General features: G+C 56.4%; 13 protein-coding genes and 1 pseudogene. 4 read left to right on the forward strand and 10 right to left on the reverse strand.

Annotated elements, in window-relative coordinates:
* Positions 1–592: 592 nt before the first annotated feature.
* The 6 genes from DQG13_RS31635 to DQG13_RS25365 form a co-directional block, all read right to left on the reverse strand.
* Positions 593–2,617: an ABC transporter ATP-binding protein gene (locus tag DQG13_RS31635; protein ID WP_113022976.1), complete on the reverse strand. Its 2,025-nt coding sequence runs from the start codon at positions 2,615–2,617 to the stop codon at positions 593–595.
* On the reverse strand, positions 2,614–3,087 hold the full coding sequence (locus DQG13_RS25345; protein WP_113022977.1) for a S24/S26 family peptidase: 474 nt from the start codon (positions 3,085–3,087) through the stop codon (positions 2,614–2,616). Before DQG13_RS25345 ends, DQG13_RS31635 begins: the two co-directional genes overlap by 4 nt.
* The gene (locus tag DQG13_RS25350; RefSeq protein ID WP_113022978.1) at positions 3,077–3,343 is read right to left on the reverse strand and encodes a PqqD family protein; all 267 of its coding nucleotides are present in this window, start codon (positions 3,341–3,343) and stop codon (positions 3,077–3,079) included. The genes DQG13_RS25345 and DQG13_RS25350 overlap by 11 nt, the downstream gene beginning before the upstream one ends.
* A complete protein-coding gene (locus tag DQG13_RS25355; RefSeq protein WP_113022979.1) occupies positions 3,343–4,131 on the reverse strand; it encodes a hypothetical protein in 789 nt (262 codons plus the stop codon). The genes DQG13_RS25350 and DQG13_RS25355 overlap by 1 nt, the downstream gene beginning before the upstream one ends.
* Before the next feature lie 17 nt (positions 4,132–4,148).
* Positions 4,149–5,162 carry a nucleotidyltransferase domain-containing protein gene (locus DQG13_RS25360; RefSeq protein ID WP_181592990.1) on the reverse strand — a complete coding sequence of 338 codons (1,014 nt, stop codon included), beginning with the start codon at positions 5,160–5,162 and terminating at the stop codon, positions 4,149–4,151.
* Positions 5,163–5,299: 137 nt separating this feature from the next.
* A complete protein-coding gene (locus DQG13_RS25365; RefSeq protein WP_181592991.1) occupies positions 5,300–8,023 on the reverse strand; it encodes a PA14 domain-containing protein in 2,724 nt (907 codons plus the stop codon).
* 384 nt (positions 8,024–8,407) lie between these two features.
* Here DQG13_RS25365 and DQG13_RS25370 point away from each other — a divergent pair.
* From DQG13_RS25370 to DQG13_RS25380, 3 genes and pseudogenes are all read left to right on the forward strand, one after another.
* Positions 8,408–8,605 (forward strand): annotated as a pseudogene (locus DQG13_RS25370) (helix-turn-helix domain-containing protein); the annotation flags it as partial.
* A 545-nt stretch (positions 8,606–9,150) separates the two neighbouring features.
* A complete protein-coding gene (locus tag DQG13_RS25375; RefSeq protein WP_113022982.1) occupies positions 9,151–10,347 on the forward strand; it encodes a trans-sulfuration enzyme family protein in 1,197 nt (398 codons plus the stop codon).
* A gap of 31 nt (positions 10,348–10,378) precedes the next feature.
* The gene (locus DQG13_RS25380; RefSeq protein ID WP_113022983.1) at positions 10,379–11,005 is read left to right on the forward strand and encodes an NUDIX hydrolase; all 627 of its coding nucleotides are present in this window, start codon (positions 10,379–10,381) and stop codon (positions 11,003–11,005) included.
* A 379-nt stretch (positions 11,006–11,384) separates the two neighbouring features.
* Here DQG13_RS25380 and DQG13_RS25385 read toward each other — a convergent pair whose 3' ends face one another.
* Together DQG13_RS25385 and DQG13_RS25390 are read right to left on the reverse strand one after the other, a co-directional pair.
* Entirely contained in the window at positions 11,385–12,842 is a 1,458-nt protein-coding gene (locus DQG13_RS25385) for a nicotinate phosphoribosyltransferase (RefSeq protein WP_113022984.1), read from the reverse strand.
* A gap of 143 nt (positions 12,843–12,985) precedes the next feature.
* The gene (locus DQG13_RS25390; protein ID WP_113022985.1) at positions 12,986–13,552 is read right to left on the reverse strand and encodes a cysteine hydrolase family protein; all 567 of its coding nucleotides are present in this window, start codon (positions 13,550–13,552) and stop codon (positions 12,986–12,988) included.
* A 518-nt stretch (positions 13,553–14,070) separates the two neighbouring features.
* Here DQG13_RS25390 and DQG13_RS25395 point away from each other — a divergent pair.
* Complete coding sequence (locus DQG13_RS25395; protein WP_113022986.1) at positions 14,071–14,259, forward strand: hypothetical protein; 189 nt, start codon at positions 14,071–14,073, stop codon at positions 14,257–14,259.
* A 271-nt stretch (positions 14,260–14,530) separates the two neighbouring features.
* Here the strand turns inward: DQG13_RS25395 and DQG13_RS25400 are convergent, their stop codons facing one another.
* Complete coding sequence (locus DQG13_RS25400; protein ID WP_113022987.1) at positions 14,531–15,634, reverse strand: hypothetical protein; 1,104 nt, start codon at positions 15,632–15,634, stop codon at positions 14,531–14,533.
* The gene (locus tag DQG13_RS25405) at positions 15,627–18,011 is read right to left on the reverse strand and encodes a helix-turn-helix domain-containing protein (RefSeq protein WP_113022988.1); all 2,385 of its coding nucleotides are present in this window, start codon (positions 18,009–18,011) and stop codon (positions 15,627–15,629) included. The genes DQG13_RS25400 and DQG13_RS25405 overlap by 8 nt, the downstream gene beginning before the upstream one ends.
* Positions 18,012–18,063: the final 52 nt, after the last annotated feature.

An 18,063-nucleotide genomic window follows, 5' to 3' on the forward strand; every position in this document is an offset into this window, starting at 1 on the left:
TTCTATGAACATTTGGAGAAGGATTTCTGCTTCCTTTCTCATGTAAGGTTTGATGCATCGCTAGTGGCTTATTGCCCACCGCTGCCTCATTTCCCGCCATTTTCGCCGCATATGGCCCGGTAAGGGGCGCTCAGTTCCGCTAAAAATTCAAATTCCCGTTTTTACCGCAATAAGAGTCGCTGAGTTCCGTAGCAGCAGGCCCCCGCCAAAAAAACGCACGCTGCTGTCATAAATCCAACACTTCCACCACTTGCCCGATTACAAGCACCGCTCTCGCTCCCCACCCGATTACCAGTAACGCCTACTCCCATCACCACCTGATTATGAGCATTGCCTACACCTCTCACCTACCAGATTACGGTATTACCCTCGTCCGCCCAGTTACGCCGTCCACCCCCACCCAGTTACACTGTCCACCCCACCCGGTTGCAGGTGCCGCCCTCACCCGCACCTGCCCTCTTACGGGCCGCGGCGGGGTGAGAGAGGTGCTCCTCCGGCGGCTATGCTCCTCGCGGCTCCCCCTTTCCGCGGAGATGCAAAAAACCCGCCGGAATGGGCGGGTTTGAACGTACTTCATGCGCACACACCATGCTCATGTAATCTGCCGGATGACTGCATCTGCGGAGGCGGCAGGCTGGTCCTTGAACTGCATCTGGTACAGCCGGAAGTAATGGCCCTTGCGGCGCAGCAGCTCCCAGTGGGTGCCGGTTTCCACTACGGTTCCATGGTCCAGCACGGCAATCAGATCGGCATTCTGGATGGTGGACAGCCGGTGGGCGATGACGATGGTGGTCCGGCGGTGCATCAGCCGGGCCAAGGCTTCCTGGACCAGATGCTCCGTCTCCGTGTCCAAGGCCGAGGTGGCCTCGTCCAGGAGCAGCACCGGCGCATCCTTCAGAATCGCCCGGGCGATGGCAATGCGCTGCCGCTGGCCCCCGGAGAGCCGGGCTCCCCGCTCGCCCACCTGGGTTTCGAAGCCCTCCGGCAGCTGGCTGATAAATTCCAGGGCATTGGCCGCCCTGGCGGCCTGCACAATCTCCTCCTGGCCCGCCCCCAGACGGCCGTAGGCGATATTCTCCAGGATGGTGCCGGAGAACAGGAAGGTCTCCTGGGGCACATAAGCAATGGAGCGCCGCAGCGTTCCCAGGGGAATCCGCCCCATGGGCATTCCATCCAGCAGCAATTCGCCCTGGTCCGGCCTGTAGAAGCCCTGGAGCAGGCTGAGCAGGGTGCTTTTGCCCGCTCCGCTGTGACCGACCAGCGCCACCACCTTGCCGGCAGGAACCGTCAGGCTCAGCCGCTCCAGCACAGGAGCGCCGTCTTCATACGCAAAGGAAACCTCCCGGAGGGCGATTTCGGGAGGCAGAGCGCCGCCGTCGGCCGATTCCCGCTCCGCTCCGCTGCCAGCGCCTGCCGTTTTCCACTCCGTCCCGCCATCGGCCAACTCCCGCTCGACCCGGCCGCCGACACCTGCCGACTCCTGCTCCGCCCTACTGCCGCCGTCGGCCAACTCCTGCTCTGCCCCGCCAGCAGCCTTCGCCGTGCGCTGCTCCTCCTGCCTCCCCTGCTCCTCCTCCGGAAAGCCGGGCTCCGCCTTTTCCTCCAGCACATGGACGATCCGCTCCGCGGAGGAAAGGGAGCGCTGAAACCCGCCCCACAGCCCGGCCAGTCCCGACAAGGGAGCCACCATCTGATGCATCAGATTGTTGAAGGCCACCAGATTGCCCACGGACATGGTTTGCTCCGCCACAAAATAAGCTCCCAGCCCCATGCTTAAGAAAAAGGTGGCCGAGCCTACTGCCCCGGACCCCACCTGGAACAGCCCCCGGATGCGGGCCTGCTTCATCTCCAGCCCCATCAGATGTGCGTTCTGCTTCTCATACTGGCGGGTCATCAGACCGGCCAGGGTAAAGGAGCGGATAATGGGGCTGGCGGAGAAGGTCTCATGGAGAAAGCCCTGCATCCGGCTTAAAAACTCCTGAATCAGCCGGGTGTTTTTCCGCAGCAGCTTCCCGAAGACTGCCCCGGTTGCCGCAGCCACGGGGATCAGCATCAAACAAATTACCGACAGCCGCCAATTGATGGTCAGCATGTACAAAAGAGCGGCCACTGCCATCAGGGGCAGCCGGATCATCTGCACCAGATTGCCGCCAATGGCGCCGTCCAGATTTTGAATGTCATTGGTGAGTCTGGAGACAAATTCCCCGGAATGGTGCCGGTTGTAATAACGCGCCTCCAGCCGGATCATGTGGGCAAAAACGGCGTTTTTCATATCCCGTTTTACCTGCTGGACCGCGGCTGTGCCGATGTAGCTGGAGAGATAGGTGAGCAGGCCGTTTATGATCATCACCAGAATGCCCTGGACCAGCAGGCCGGTAATTTTGGCCACATTGCCGCTTAAGGCCGCATCGGTCAGCTGCTGCAAAAACCAGGTGAAAATCATGGTCATGCCGATGCCGCCCAGCATGTACACTACCAGCTGCAGATACAGCCATTTGCTCGGCTTGACAAAACGCCACAGCAAACCCACAGGCCGCCGCATCTCGCCCAGCCCCAAAGCATGGCGCAGCTGCCGGAACCGGCTGCCGCGCCGCTTTTCTTTTTCCACTACGCTCATAGTGCCCCCCGCTCCTTCCCCCGCCGCATCCGACCCAGCCGCCGCTCCGCCCGCAAATAACCGCGGACCACCCGCGACAGCCCCGGCCAGCGAACCAGCAGCCGCCCCCACCAGCGGGCCAAGCCTTGGTCCGCTCGAAGCGTAGCTCTGCCCCTGCGAATGTCCGCCAATTTCCCGATAATCTGTCCGGCAGCCGCCGGGGCGTCCGGGTTCACATTGGAGTCACCTTTGCAGATATACAGCGCCTCTTCCCCTGCCCCCGCTATACGGATCAGGCGGTGTCCCACCAGCCGTCCGCCGGCTTCCGCCACCAAGAGAATATCCCCCAGGCGCGGCGCTTTCGTCAAAGGAACGAACCGGCAGCGGTCGCCCTCCCGGATCAAAGGACGCATACTGGTACCACTGGCGGGAAGTTCCAGTTCTCCTTTTTCCCGGATCAGCCGGACAAGGACCGCCGCTTCAGCCTGCATGGCGGATCATTCCTATTTGCTCCATATGAAGCAGGAATGCCTCAATATCCCCTTCCGCTTCCTCGCTGTCGATTTCATACTGCCGGGCAATATGCCCCGCCAGGGAAGAGACGGTCTGCGGCTCCTTCAGAAGTCCCCAGCACACGCCGCCCACCTCATTAATCTTGGTAACGGTAAATTGGTCGGGATGCAGAATAATCCATTCCTGATCCAGCTCCACTGCTTCCGAATCGGTTGCCCGGATATAGGTTGCCATCAGCAGATCTCCTTCCAGAAGGCGTCGTTTTTTTGAAAATACAGCTCATATGCGGGAATATTGGCGATCAGATGCTGGAACAGCTTCATAATCTTCAGCGTTTCACCGGGCATGTGGGGCCAATAGAATATCTTGCCGAACAACTCCATCAGGGCGTCGGATTTGCCCAGGGTAACCCGCTTGATCTCGGAGGATTGGCGGAGAAACTGGATGGCCGCCAGCTCGCAGCCGCCGCCGTGATACGGCATTTCCAGGCCGCTGCGGAAAGGGGAGTCGAACACCGTCACCCGATCCGGCTCCACCTTCAAAATGGTCGCTTCATCGGAGAGAACCTGGCGGGGCAGGGACAGCCAGGCCACCGTGGACTTGCCTGCCCCGGAATGGCCGGCGAAGAGATAAGCCTTGCCCGCCTCCAGGACGCAGGAGGAATGGACCAGAAGCCCCCAGCCCTTGTGCACAATGTAGGAGCTGTAGAGATTCATCAGCGCATGCTTCAGGGCAAAGTCATCGTACACGGAAACCTGCGCCTGCCGGAAATCCCCGGAGAGCCGAATCCGGTAATCCGTCCGCCGGAAAAAAATCTCCTCCGCCTCCACCGAAGCGGCTACATCAAAGCTGACAAAAGGCCCCCCGTAGTCCCCAGTCAGCTCCACCTCCAAATCCGGCTCCCCGCCGGAGGAGGCCTCGAGGACCCGGAACTTGGCGCGGATATAAGCGTCCATCCATTTTGCCTGTGTAAAAAAACGGATATGATGCTCCCCGACTTTTGTATCAATGATAGATATCATGAAACCGTCCCCCTCCTTCAATTCCCCTCAAAGGATGAATATTTGGCCGTATGCTCGTAAATTTGCTTCTGGGACATAATGGTGTGCTTCAGGGTGTCGAAAATCTGGAATTTGAAAAAGGAGACATACCGGTAATACTCCATATCCTTGACGCCTGTCTGTTTTTTGACAATGGCGGAATAGGTCCATGCTGTCTCTACAAGGGGAAACGGCAAAGACCGGGAAGCGGCAAGCTCCGGAAACAGCCCGCAGGCAATGGACAGGGCGATTTTTACCCGTTTGGCCGTTTTGTCCGCCGCCGCCTCCTTGAGCAAACGCCCCAGATCGATGCGCTCCCCCGCTGTCATCAGAATCTGGACAATGTCCATCACATACTTCATGGAATCCATCCGGTGGCGCATGCCGTGCAAACAAATAAAATACAGCGTATGGGTGGGGCTTAGCTCCTTCACGTGGCGGTACCCCGCAATCGGGGCGGCCTCCTCCCAGAACCGCCGGTCATCCAGGCTGGACCAATTTTTCTTGTCCAAAGTCCAATGCAGCTCCACCGCCAAAGGGTCTTGGCCGGGTGCGGTGGCTTTGGCCAGCACTACATGATTATGCACCTGCTTATCCTTCTGGAAATGAAGGGCCTCCACACGCTGCTCCGCCCGCCTCAAATCCTCCGGATGAACCAGAAGATCAATATCCGAGCTGGGCCGCGCGCCCATATGGCCAAAATAGCTCTCGGCAAGCCGGGGACCCTTCAGCGGGATAACCGCTATCCCTGCAGCGTCAAAGGCGGCCAAAATTTCCTTTTCCATCTTTTGAATATAAAGATTTTGAACCAGAGACTGCTGGTAATCCTGCTTCAAGGCGTACCGGAAAAAAGCGGGCGTTTCCTCCAACAGCCCCTTCCTCCGCAAAAAATGGCAAATCTGCGGCCCCACGCCGGACAATCGGATGTCCTTCAGCGCCAGCTCGTAATCCTGGTCTTCCCACTCGGGAAGAGGCTTACCACTCTCGAATATCGGCTCCAGCAGTGCGATCAATGGGCTCAAACCTCCCGGACTATGCATGATACATTTTGTATCGTGATTTTACTTTATTACAGGTCTTTTCCGAAGTCAAGGGCAACTGGAAATTTAACAGCAAAGGCGCCCTCCCGGGCGCCAATGACAGCTTTCCGTTATGGCCACAGAACGCCTCTCACATCATAGTCCCATCTGGGAAAACGGGTGGTGAGGCCCTTGGCTTCCAGCGATATTTTGACTCCTTCGCCGACCAGGAGATCGGGAATGGTTACAGTGACCTTCTCATTTTTCTTCACCGCAACGGTCTTGCCTTGGGAGGAGGCAGGGGCCACCAGCTGCTTGGGCTGGCTTTCGCTGCCCCAATACAGCATAACAGTTTGCGGCGAATTGTAGCGGGAAACATATTGATGGCTCAGATCATAAGCCTCCCCCGCCTTCAAATCCGCCTCTCCCCGCAGTAAGCCTGCGCAGGGATTGATGATTTTCCGCCCATTGACGGTCAGCTCATTGTTGCAGGCGCCGGAGAAGGCCAAAAAGGTATACCGTTCGGAAAATTCGGGAATCACGGTCCCTCCCCAGCGGTATGATCCCGTTTGAGGGGGCAGATTTTTGTTGTAGTTAATATTGGAGACGCGCCGTTCGTAGACCTTTTTCTGGAAAGCGGCATCCTGGTAATATTCCTCCTTGAAGCTTCCCTTTTGCCTGTAGGGATAGGCCCCCCAGTTAATGACGGCGGTTCCGTCCACATTGGACACAAAGGTCAGCTCTGCCGTGCCGTTGGCATTCTTCTTCAGCACAGGAGAGGAAATCACCGGCCCTTCGCCCGCCTCCTCAATCATCAGGAAACGGGGGTAATCCACCGCATCCACCTGAACGGTTATGGTGGTGTCTGTGGACTTGACCACACCCAGTCCCGAGGTGACGCCGGTAATGGGATCGTAGCTCTGGACCTGGGCTCCCTTGCCGTTTACATTGGACAGGGTCAGGGTGAACATCTGCGGCGGCAGGGCATAGCGGGCCGGATCGGCTACATTCTTCGTCACATCCCAGACCTGAGCCACGTCGCGGGTCACCACATAATAGCCGATGGCGAATTTATTGGCGGCCAGCTGATAGGGCAGAACGGCAAAGTCCTGGGACATGTAGATGTCCGGATGCTCCTTGGTTCCGTTGCCCTTCACCACTACCTTCGGATTTTTGTGGGTCCATTCCTCCACCTTGAGGGGCCGCGGATTCTCAATGTCCACTCCCGGCTTCATCAGCTTCGTCACGTTGGCAATGGCGGCCAGCTGCGGGCCTGCCTTGGCCCGCACCGAGTCTGTCAGCACATACTTGGCCTCCGCCAGCGCTGTGAAGAATGCCTCCGGAATCACTCCCAGGGAACCGTCCCCGCCTTTGGCCGCGTAGATGGTGTAGGTCTGAACGCCCTTATGGCCAAAAAAGGCGAAGCTGCGCAAGGTGGTTTTGGCGCCCAGGCTGTGCATCAGCGAAGCGTAGCGGGGATCGGTAGCGGCAACTCCCAGGGACTGGATGGACTTGGACCACCCCTGGCGGTCAAAGTTGCCCTCGGTCATCCACACCTCCGCCTGCTTGCCGTTGCCCGGATTGGCGTACCGGAAGTGCATGGGGAAGGAATTGGGGAAGGGCTGCAAATCCCGCACCACATTCTCCGTCTTGTACCCGGAAAACCAGTATTCCGGGAAGGAGGCAATATGGGTAGGCACATAATTGGTGCCCGGCACAATTTTGTTGGAGGAATTGGGCTTCAGGGTGCCGTCGATGGCTCCCAGAGCGTTCAGGGTGGGTTCATCCCGCTTGGCATAGGCTTGGGCGTTGATCATGGAATTATTGTCCATATAACCGGTATAGTAGTGCCGGCTGAAGCCGCTTTGGCCCTCCCATTGCTCCACCCCGTTGTCCCAGGGCCGCTGGTTGGAGAAGCCGCTGATGACTCTGACGCCGGGCAGATTATTCTTGGGATTGGCCACCAGCGCCGCCGTATGGGGAAGCAGCACCTCGGAGCCGGTAATTTCTCTGTCCCCCTGCTTATACGTGTAATACTTGGAAAATTCCAGCTTGGGCAAATAGTAGTTGTTGATGTCCAGGAAATGGGAGCCGAAGGTCATTTCATTCCAGACCTCCAGATCAAACCCGGCATCGGCCGGATTTCCCGTGTTCATGATCTTTTTGACAAAAGCCGCCGTATTCTTCACGTAGGCCAACCAGCCGTCCAATGTCTCCTGGGCTGCCGGATTGGGTGTGCCGTCGGCGAACGCGGTTCCGCTCATGGGCTGAACGATCAGCTTGTTTAATTCAATAGCGCCTGCGGACAGCGCCTTGGGAAGAGGGGCGGACAGCTTGCAGATGCCGGTGGCGGGATCGCAGCCGGTAATAACCGGATACATGGTCTGATAGGCCATTCCCTTCAATCCCGTATACCCGGGCACAATTCCGTCTGTTTTGTCCACCTGGATTTCCGTACTGTCCTTGGGGGCGGCCTTCACCAGCTGAACCTTCCAGCCTTTGGTGGGAACAGGGTTGCCGGAATTGGCATTCAGAAGAATCAGCGGGCGGATGTTGTATTTTTTAAGCGCTTGAAGAATGGTGGTGAACTGCTGCTCTCTGGCCGGGTCCAGCCTTGAAGGGTCATCGTAGGAGAAATTTCCCCAGTTGATTTCCACACGGGCGGCGGTGAAGCCGGTTTCCGACAGAAGCTGCGCCGTGGCATCCGCTTCGTTGGGATTGACATTGAAGACAATCCCCAGGGTTTCCCTCCATCTGTTGGCATCCCAGGTATCCATATACGCCCGCCACGGCGAATAATAAAAGGAATGGGTGCCAAAATCGATTTCCTGCTGAATCCAGTCAGCATAGGGCATGTTTGTCCCTCCTTGTATCGTGGTGTTCTCCCCAGCGGCAAGGGCGCTCGTATTGGGGAGGATACGGGAATCTGCGGAGGGATAAAGGACAAGAACCATCATTAGCAAAGAACAAAAAAACAATTTTGCAGCGGGCAGCAGTTTTTTTTCCAACACAATTCCTCTCTTTCACGCCCTCATCCTATGCTATGCCTACAGGCGGACGAGGGACTCCAGTATTTGTCCCATTTGGGGACTTTTCTTTTGGGGGCAAATTGATTATGATATATTATGATACACATTGTATCGGATATTGCGGAGAGTTTCAATAAAACCGGAACGGCGTCTCCAGGAAGAAAAGCGGGATCTATTAGAAAAGCTTATTTATAGAGAAAGGGGTATGATATGATCAGCTGCGGGGAACAGATCACCTACTTGCGGGAGCAGAAGGGACTCACCCAGGAGGAGCTTGCAAGCAAGCTGGGCATTTCCCGGTCCGCCCTCTCCCATTATGAAAAAAACCGGAGAGAGCCGGAGTTTCAGCTTCTGAGCGATATTGCCGATTTATTCGAGGTATCCCTGGATTTTCTGTTCGGGCGTACACCGAAGTCCGTGGACTATGAAGAAAGCCGTGGCCTGTGAAGTAAACGGTGTCAAAAAAAGATTTCCGTAAAACCCCAAACTTTGACTTTACAAGTAAAAATGTATCTTGTATAGTAACTACAAAGATACATTTTGTATCTTATATTAAAGAAAGGGTGATACAGTATGAAGCTAAACTATGTCAAACCGGCAGTATTGGAGCATACTTCGATTTCATTCGAAACCGCCGTGTCCTCCTGCAATCCTCCCAGCGTACCGGTATCAGCTCCCGGTATCGGAGATATTTGTGTGAACCCTGACCAAACCTGGGACCCCTACAACCCTTAAGGCGGGCAGGGCAATGGACAGCAGTCATCCATAGCAAGGGCGCTCCTCCCGCTTGGCCGGGGACGCTCTTGCAGGATGCGGCATCCGGCAGCCACCTGTCATTACACTCCGGTCTGAGGCGATGTCTCAGGCTTTTTTTGTTTTGCCGGAAACCCCTCCTTTCCCGACAGGAATTGTGGTAAACTTATACCAATTTATCGGAAATGGAGGGGTTATCCATGCGCAAGGAGGAAAGCGGATTTCATACCCGTTGTGTCCATTCGGGGAATGATATCGAGAAGGAAACCGGGGCCATCCGGCGTCCTATCACCATGGCCAACAGCTACAGGCTGCCGGAGGATGCATCGGCCTTGAATTGGAGCAGCGCGGACCAGCTGATTTACACCCGCAATACCTCCGCCAACCAGAGCTACCTGGAAGAAAAGCTGGCCGATCTGGAGGGCGGCGAGGCTTGTGTGGTGCTGGCTACCGGAGTGGCGGCGCTGGCCGGGGTATTCTTCACCTTTTTGGAGGCGGGGGCCCATGTGGTTTGCTCCAATGTTTCGTATATTGCCGTGTACCGGCTGCTGAACGAGTATTACCCTGCCAAATATGGGATCGAGGCTACGCTGGTGAATACCGCCGATCCGGAGGCAGTGCGGCAGGCCATGCGCCCCAACACCCGGCTGGTCCATATCGAAACCCCGGGCAATCCCACTACACGGGTCAGCGACATTGAAGCCATTGCCGCCATTGCCCATGCGGGAGGAGCCTTGTTGTCGGTGGACAGCACCTTCGCCTCCCCCTACCTTCAGCAGCCCCTCACCCTGGGAGCCGACCTGGTGATCCACAGTCTCACCAAATACATAAACGGGCACGGGGATGCCATGGGCGGCGCGGTAATCGGCAGCAAGGAGCGGGTGGACGCCATCAAAAGGCAAGCCATGGTGAATCTGGGCGGGGCCATCAGCCCCTTCAACGCCTGGCTGATTATGCGCGGGGCGGCAACTCTGCCCCTGCGGATGAAGCAGCACAGCGAATCGGCCATGGCGGTGGCCCGTTATCTGGAGGGGCATCCGGCTGTCCGGTTTGTGGCTTATCCCGGTCTGGAGAGCCATCCCCAGCATGCCATTGCCCGCAAGCAGATGCGGATGTACTCCGGAGTGATGTCCTTTGGACTTTATGGGGACGCGGAGCTGCACAACCGGTTTCTCAATGCGCTGCGGCTGATCATTCAGGCGGTTTCCGTGGGGCATGATGAAAGCCTGATGGTATACGTGGGGCCGGATGATGAGCGGAACCACTTCTATCCGCCGGAATTTGCCGGCGGCCATCTGCGGTTCAGCATCGGCCTGGAGGATGCCGCCGATATTATCCGGGATCTGGAGCAGGCATTCCTGGCCTGCGGGCTTCCGGACGCCGCAGGGAAGAACTGAGCGGAGCTGCCAAGAAAGAGGAGGTGTTGCCATGGACCCCCAATGGCTGAAATGGGCGAAGCAGATTCAGGCCATTTCCCAATCGGGACTGGCCTATGTGAGAGATATTTATGACAAGGAGCGCTACGAGATGCTCCGGGAGCTGGCGGTGGAGATAATGGAGCAGCATTCGGATGCGGACAAGGAGCATATCCGCGCCGCCTTCGCTTCCGATACCGGCTATGCCACGCCCAAAACCGATGTCCGCGCCGTTGTGATGGAGGCCGGCAGGCTGCTGCTGGTGCGGGAACGGACGGACGGCGGCTGGTCCTTGCCGGGAGGCTGGGCCGACGTGGGGTATTCGCCGTTTCAGATCGCCGTGAAGGAAACCCGGGAGGAGTCGGGCTATGAGGTGAAGGCGGAGCGGCTCTTGGCCGTGCTGGACAAACAGTTCCATGGGCATCCGCCTTCCCCGTGGCATTGCTACAAAATTTTTATCGCCTGCTCCCTTGTGGGCGGTGCGGCCGCCGGCGGGGAAGGCACCTTGGAAACCTCCGAGGTGGGCTTCTTCGCCCCGGACAGCCTGCCGCCATTGTCCCTGGAGCGCAACACGGAGGAGCAGGTGCTCACCATGGTCCGGCTGTATGCGGACCCGCACGCCCAGGCGCTGTGCGATTAGGCGCGGTTCGGCCCCCTGGCCCAGGCGCTGTGCGACTAGGCGCGGCGAAGGAGGGTGGTTTTGGCTTTAGCTGATGTAAGCGCCATGAAATGTTCGCTATTCCCCTGATCCGGCCGAATACGTCCATTTAGCGAACATAAAATGTTTGCTATTTCCCCCATTGCTGCTCAAAAATCGAACGTTTCTGGCCCATAGCATACATTATGTGTTTCTTATTCGGAAAATTAGCGGGGATTTCCCTTAATAGCGAACATTTGTTGCGCGTTATCATAAGGCGGCGGTTCCCATCAACTGTGCGACTAACTAGGGAACTGTCAAAAAATCACTGCCCGTCTTGGGAGACGGGCAGTGCAGTGCATTCCCTGCGCGGGCGCTGGCGTTATCCCCGCAATTCCCCGCCGCGGCGGTGCAAGAGCTCCATCTTTTTCTCCCAGGCGGCGATGCTTAAGTCCACCGGGTAGACGGCCGGATTCAGCTTGCGCAGATATTCCGGCCAGAACAGGGACAGCTGCTTCTTGTGGTACGCCCGGATTTCCTCCAGCCCCGGAAGCTCCGCCAGCAGTTCCCCGTCCCGGAATACCGGCTGCAGCAATTCCACCGCTTCATAATCTTCCACATACTTGTGCAGATACGGGTGAACCGGGTCAAACAGCTTGATCCGCTCCCTCCGCTTCACATCCTCTTCCCCGTCCAGAGAAATGTAGTCCGCCTCGGCCTTGCCTGTTTTCCGGTCAATAATCCGGTACAGCTCCTTTTTGCCGGGAGTGGTCACCTTCTCCGGATTGCCCGATACCTTGATCACCGGCTCGTAGCTGCCATCCCCCCGCTCCCGGGCGGTCAGCTTGTATACTCCGCCCAACGAGGGCTGGTCCGCGGCGGTAATCAGCTGGGTGCCTACGCCCCAGGCGTCAATCCGGGCTCCCTGCGCCTTCAGGTTGAAAATCACATTCTCATCCAGATCATTGGAGGCCATAATCTTGGTGTCGGCAAAACCGGCCTCATCCAGCATCCCTCTGGCCTGCTGGGACAGATAGGCCAGGTCGCCGCTGTCCAGGCGGATGCCGGACAGCTTTTTGCCCTGGGCGGCCAGCTTGCGGCCTACCTTGATGGCATTGGGCACGCCGCTTTTCAGCGTATCATAGGTATCCACCAGAAGGGTCACCTGATCCGGCAGCGCTTCGGCATAGCGGAGGAACGCATCCTCCTCTTCGGCGTGGGCCTGTACCCAGGCATGGGCATGGGTGCCTTTGGCGGGAATGCCGAACAGCTTGCCGGCCCGCAGATTGGAGGTGCCGTGGAAGCCGGCGATATACGCGGCCCGCGCTCCCCAAATGGCGGCGTCCGCCTCCTGGGCCCGGCGGGTGCCGAACTCCAGCAGGGAATCCTCGCCTGCCGCCAGCTTCACCCGGGCGGCTTTGGTGGCGATGAGGGTCTGGTAGTTCATAAAGTTCAGAATAGCCGTCTCCACCAACTGCGCCTCAAAAATACGGGCCTCCACCCGGATCAGCGGCTCGTTGGGAAATACCAGCGTGCCCTCCGGCACAGCATGCAGCTGCCCGGTAAACCGGAACTGTCTTAACTCCTGAAGAAACTCCGGCCGGTAATTCTCCTCCTGCTCGGCGAGATAAGCCAGGTCCTCCTCGCTGAACCGCAGCTCCCGGATATAAGCGGCAATCCGCTCCAGGCCGGCAAATACGGCGAAGCCGTTGCCGAAGGGCAGCTTGCGGAAATAAGCCTCGAACACCGCCTTGCGGTTGTGGGTCCCTTGCACCCAATGGGCATACATCATGTTGATCTGGTATTTGTCCGTATGCAGCGCGTAATCTTCGTAACTCATGGAATCTCCTCCTCCTTGATGTCAGCCTCTGTCTCTTTCGCTTTTCTGTGAAAAGGCGCCGTTAGCACCTCTTCATCCAGGGGCTCCCCCAAAAGTACCCGGAATTCACTTCGAAGCATCTCGTCACTTTTGGGGGATTGTTTTTAGGCTTGGGCGCCGTCTGCCGCTTGGCCGGCGGCCAGCACCTCCGCTCCCAATGTCCCCCGGAAATGCCCCAGCGCCCATTCATGTCCGGCGGGATTAAAGCTGGCCACCGCGTCCCCGTGAATGACCAGACGGAAGCCTTTATTGTAGGCGTCTACAGCCGTATGGAGCACGCAGATGTCGGTGCATACCCCAACCAGATGCAGCTCGGTAATGCCCCGCTCCCGCAGACGCTGCTCCAGGTCCGTCCCGCAGAAGGCGCTGTACCGGGTTTTATCCATCCAATAGATATCGCTGCGGCTCCGCTCATATACCTCCGCCAATCTCCCGTACAGCTTCCGGCCTTCGGTTCCCCGGATATTGTGGGGCGGGAACAGCTTGCTCTCGGGATGCCACGGATCATCCGGCTCATGCAGGTCCACCGCCATCACCACAAAATCCCCCCGCTCCGCAAATTCCTCCGTTAGTCCGCAGATCCGCTCCTCAATAACAATGGCCGGTTCGCCGCAGGGCAATGCCCCGGTGACAAAATCCACGGTATAATCAATCACAATCAGCGCTCTCATATCATTCATCCTCCTTGTTTTAGGCAAATTAGCGGTCCACCAAAAATGTTATTTTGATATTATCAATATGACACTATATAAAAAATGTGTCAACCGGTTTGGTATTTTTTTCTCAAATCATGCTGATGCGCCTGGGCTTGGATCGGAACTAAGCCATGCTAAACTCCAATTCCGATGTATCCCCCCATACAGATGCCACGTTGTTTTGGAGATCCGGCTATCCGGACCGTGGGTCCGTTATTTTGCCAAAATGCAGGCTTCTGCTGATTTCGCGGACACACGATGCGTTATTTCCTCCACAAGCCGCCCAAAACGACTCTTTTCCGGCACATAACGGAACCTGGGTCCGTTCAAACGAAAAAGCACCCGTTTTCTGTCCAATAACGGATCGTCTGTCCGGATGTGCAGTGCAGCCGAATCGGCGAATGAAGGCTTAAAAAATATTTTAGACCGTTTGTCACCTTTTTTCCATTGTGAGCATAAATATGTTCTGTTGAATACTCGAGGATATGAGGTGGATGAACGTGCTGTTACTGGTGGATAAAAAGGACCGAGCCCATGCCGTGGCGACCCTTGACCAAATGGGACTCAACCAGATCGCCGACTGGATCAAAGCGCTGCCCGAGCACAAGTGGGAGCAAATGTTTCATTCCCGCTGGCCGACGCTGGCCAAAAAATGCGGCATTATCGAAGATGAGCAGGTGTAGGCCCATCCTTTCTCCAATATGCCCCATTCGACGGTAATCCCGCCTTCCGTTCCGGGAAGGGCGGGATTTTTTTATGAAAATGCCGTGTACTGGCGGATATAGGGAAAGCCGCCCGGCAGGTTGCTGCCGGACGGCTTTCTTTTGTTACCACATTAGAATGTTTAAGTTCCTTACAGCACTAAAGCATGTAAGGTAAACATTCGGATTGGCGATAAAAACCTCCGCTTAAACGCGGTCGCTCATCCTCGAAATCCTTCGATAGAAGTTTTTCTCACTTCCATGCAGAGGTATCCAACTCCGGCGGCACAAACCCCGCCAGCTCGTAGCAGATGGAGCGGATCAACAGCACCTGGGTGCCGGCGTTCATGTCTCCTTCCGCCAGTCCCAGACCAATGGGCACCGCCTTGGGCATGTCGGGATAATATTCGCCTTCCTTCACCTGGGCCACATTGGTGGCCTTCGGGGAATGCCCCAGCTCCCGGGAGAAGCCGCCGTCGGCCTGGAGCAGGCGTCCCATGTTGCGCACCGTAATCTCCACAATCTCCTCGAACTCCTCCGGAGGAATCTGCGGCCGCAGATACCCCAGCAGATTCACCGGATTGCGAATATAGCACATATCCCGGGCCGTCTCCTCCCGCAGAATACGAAGAATGCTCCGGTACAGCGCTTCCCCGCGGGGCATGGGCATCCGGAAGCGGCTGTAGAAGGTTTCCAGCTTGAAGGAGCCGGAAATGCGGACATAGCCGCTTCCCTCTCCCCACAGTCCTGTCTCGGGGTCTTGAATCCGGGCAAAAAAAGCAAAGGCCCGCTTCAGATACTCCTCCTGCGCCGCCTCCGGCAATTGGCCGATATAGGGGGCCGAATTGCACAGCCGGTCGCAGCCACGCCAGCTGTTGGTCAGCGGCATGGCGTTAAGCCACGCTTCATAGCTGTCCGGGGAGTCCATATAATCCGGCATGCTGTTCGTTTGGCTGGGCAGCGGATACAGCGGAGCTCCGCCCAGCTTCCGCAAGGAGGCTACACTGTAGCTCAGGGCCCGTCCCACCATTACATCATCGCCGCGCATATCCGGGTTTTCTTCATAAAAATACCCGCTGGCCGGGTCCTGCTTGTTCTGGAAAAAACGGATAGCCTGCTCCTTCTTCGTCGCATCCCAGCCTTCAAGCAGCCCCACCCGCTCCAGAATATTCAAGGCCTGGGAGGAGGATTCAATATCCGGAAGCTGGTTCATGCTCCGCGAGCTGCGGGCATAGAAGAACCCCCCGCTTTCCGAATCGTACTGCCCCTTCAGCCATCCAAAAAAACCGTCAAACAACCCGTCCATCTGTTCAAGAAGAGACACTGTCCTGTCTGTAATGATCCTCTGCTCATCCATGCTGATCGTCTCCTTCAAGGTTGCCTTTATTTCCGACCGGTTTCACGTGTGCATAACCGCCGGGAGGCATGTCAGGCATTTTGCGGTGCATCTCCCGGTACTGGCCCGGGGTCATCTCCTCCTGCTTGCGGAAGGAGCGGATGAAATTCTGGGAGTTCTGGTACTGCAGCCGCTCGGAAATCTCCTTGACCGTCATGTCCGTTTCGATCAGCCACTTCTTGGCCATGGTGAACCGGAAAGCGGACAAATAATCGCTGAAGGTCTGCCCCGTCTGGTTGCGGAATACGCTGCTCAAATAATTGGCGTTGTAATGCAGCTCCGCGGCAAGCCCCTCAATGGTCAGCGGCGTGTCGTACTCCCGGTGAATCCGGTCCAGAATAATATCCGAAATGTTCTGGTACTGGGAAATTTGCCGTTCCTGGAACAGCAGGATTAACGGATGGATAATCCGGCTCCAGAACCAGTCCTCAATTTCCTTGGCCAAAGGCAGCTTCTGCAGCTCCTCGTACAGGGATTCGCCTCCCTCAATCAGTTGGCTTAAGCGCACGCCGGATTCCTGAATCATCACCAGCGTATTGTTCAGCAGCTTGTTGATGGGCACCTGATACTCCTGGGGCGTCATCTCATGCTTGAAGATCCCCGTCATCAGCCGCTGCAGGAGATGTCTGGCCCTCTCCTCATCCGCCAGCCGGATGGCATCGAACAGCTCGCTTTCCGTAAGCCACGGATAATCCAGGTTCTGCTGGGGCAAGCCGCGGTTCATGTGGGCATAGTGAATAATCACCCCGACTCCCAGGTGAATCCGGTGCTTCAGCGCCTCCAGACCCTCCCGGAATGCCACATGGGTATTCTTCAGGTCGGTGAAGGGCAGACCGATGCCGATGCTAACCGTCAGCTTCAGAATGGAAATCACCGTCTGCTGAATAGACTCCGTCAAGCTGTAGATCCAGGCATTGAACTCTTCCAGAGGAAGATCCCCGCGTCCGACAGTCAGCGAAACCGTGGAGTCGAATACCACCGGAGCCAATCTGTACTGTTCAGGAACAAGCTCCTCCACCATATTTTGAACTGCAAACAGCAGAAGGTCAATATCTTCTTTGCGGTAATGGGTTTCATCCAGGGTATCGATTTGCAGCACGATCACGGAATAGGGCTTCCACTCCTTGATCCGGGGCAGATACCCGAACTGCTCCATCTTCTCCAGAATATCCTGCCTGCGCATGGTTCCCTGGAACAGCCGGATCAGGAAAAAGTCCCGGGCCTGCTGCAGATACCGGAAGGATTCCTGCTCCAGCCGGGTTTTGGAGGTGAACAGGTCCTGGAAGGAGTTGCTGATCATATCAAACTCATTGTCCTTGGCGGACATGACAATATTCCCGGTAGTCTGGCGCACCAGCTTCTGGATGGGAGAGTACATTCTTCGGGAGAAAAACCAGGCCAGCGTCATAAATACGGCCACCAGCCCGATCATGGTGGCGATGGTGATATTGCGGATTTTGACCGCTTCCTTGGTCAGACTCTCCATGGATATAATGGAGACATACACCCAATTGTTCAAATCCGATCGTAAATAGGTGGCGGTATAATCCTTTTTGTTGACCACCGTCTGGAATTGCCCGCTTTTCCCCTGAAGCACCATGGTGTTGGGAATAAAGCCTGTGCTCCGGGCGTACTGTCCGATCATGGCGGGATCATTGTGGTACACCACCCGGTCCTGATCGTCCAGAATCATCACCGTTTCCGATTGCCGCGGGGTATAATTAATGATCGACGGCATGGCGCAGCTGGAAATATTGGCAAACGCCATGCCCGTTTTGTACGAGGAATACGAGGGCAGCTTTTGCACCAGGCTGATGGTATACGGACATACGTCCACATTGGCCTTCATTTCGCTGTAGAACCACAGGGTACTATTCAGGACCCAGGAGGAATTATTCAACAGCAGCATCTGATTGGCAATCTGGGAATAATGGAGATATTGGTCAAAGGTATAAAATCCGGAGTTCTTCATCATCCAGTTCTGCTGGAGATTGACGATGACCACATCCTCCAGATTCGTATAGAAATTCTGGGTATTCAGCATCTCCTTGCGGAGGTCCTGGTACAGGATAAAGTCCTGCTCCGTCAGCGCATTGCCAAAAACCCGGCTCATGGCCGAGGAATCCACCAACTGGTTCAGGGCGTGCTTCACCGTTTGCAGGGTCTGCTCGACATTTGAACTCATTTGGCTTAGAATTTGGTGTTGGCTCTGATTGACCTGCTTCTTGATTTCCCGGGATGCGTTCAGATAGGAAGAAAATCCGATAATCATGACCGGAACAATACACAGCACAAAACTGAACACGGTCATTTTGGTCAAAAAATTGGATTTCCCCACAACCTTCACTCCCACGTCGGTTCATTCATGATATGATAGAAATATTGTACCA

Source organism: Paenibacillus sp. YN15, from assembly GCF_003285005.1.
In the GTDB taxonomy this organism is placed as follows: Bacteria; Bacillota; Bacilli; order Paenibacillales; family NBRC-103111; genus Paenibacillus_AR.

What these genes read in the sequence shown, in the direction of transcription:
- DQG13_RS31635 (WP_113022976.1), bottom strand. Translation starts at nt 2,617, where the DNA reads ATGAGCGTAGTGGAAAAAGAAAAGCGGCGCGGCAGCCGGTTCCGGCAG.
- DQG13_RS25395 (WP_113022986.1), top strand. Translation starts at nt 14,071, where the DNA reads ATGAACGTGCTGTTACTGGTGGATAAAAAGGACCGAGCCCATGCCGTG.
- DQG13_RS25350 (WP_113022978.1), bottom strand. Translation starts at nt 3,343, where the DNA reads ATGGCAACCTATATCCGGGCAACCGATTCGGAAGCAGTGGAGCTGGAT.
- DQG13_RS25385 (WP_113022984.1), bottom strand. Translation starts at nt 12,842, where the DNA reads ATGAGTTACGAAGATTACGCGCTGCATACGGACAAATACCAGATCAAC.
- DQG13_RS25380 (WP_113022983.1), top strand. Translation starts at nt 10,379, where the DNA reads ATGGACCCCCAATGGCTGAAATGGGCGAAGCAGATTCAGGCCATTTCC.
- DQG13_RS25345 (WP_113022977.1), bottom strand. Translation starts at nt 3,087, where the DNA reads ATGCAGGCTGAAGCGGCGGTCCTTGTCCGGCTGATCCGGGAAAAAGGA.
- DQG13_RS25400 (WP_113022987.1), bottom strand. Translation starts at nt 15,634, where the DNA reads ATGGATGAGCAGAGGATCATTACAGACAGGACAGTGTCTCTTCTTGAA.
- DQG13_RS25365 (WP_181592991.1), bottom strand. Translation starts at nt 8,023, where the DNA reads ATGCCCTATGCTGACTGGATTCAGCAGGAAATCGATTTTGGCACCCAT.
- DQG13_RS25375 (WP_113022982.1), top strand. Translation starts at nt 9,151, where the DNA reads ATGCGCAAGGAGGAAAGCGGATTTCATACCCGTTGTGTCCATTCGGGG.
- DQG13_RS25390 (WP_113022985.1), bottom strand. Translation starts at nt 13,552, where the DNA reads ATGAGAGCGCTGATTGTGATTGATTATACCGTGGATTTTGTCACCGGG.
- DQG13_RS25355 (WP_113022979.1), bottom strand. Translation starts at nt 4,131, where the DNA reads ATGATATCTATCATTGATACAAAAGTCGGGGAGCATCATATCCGTTTT.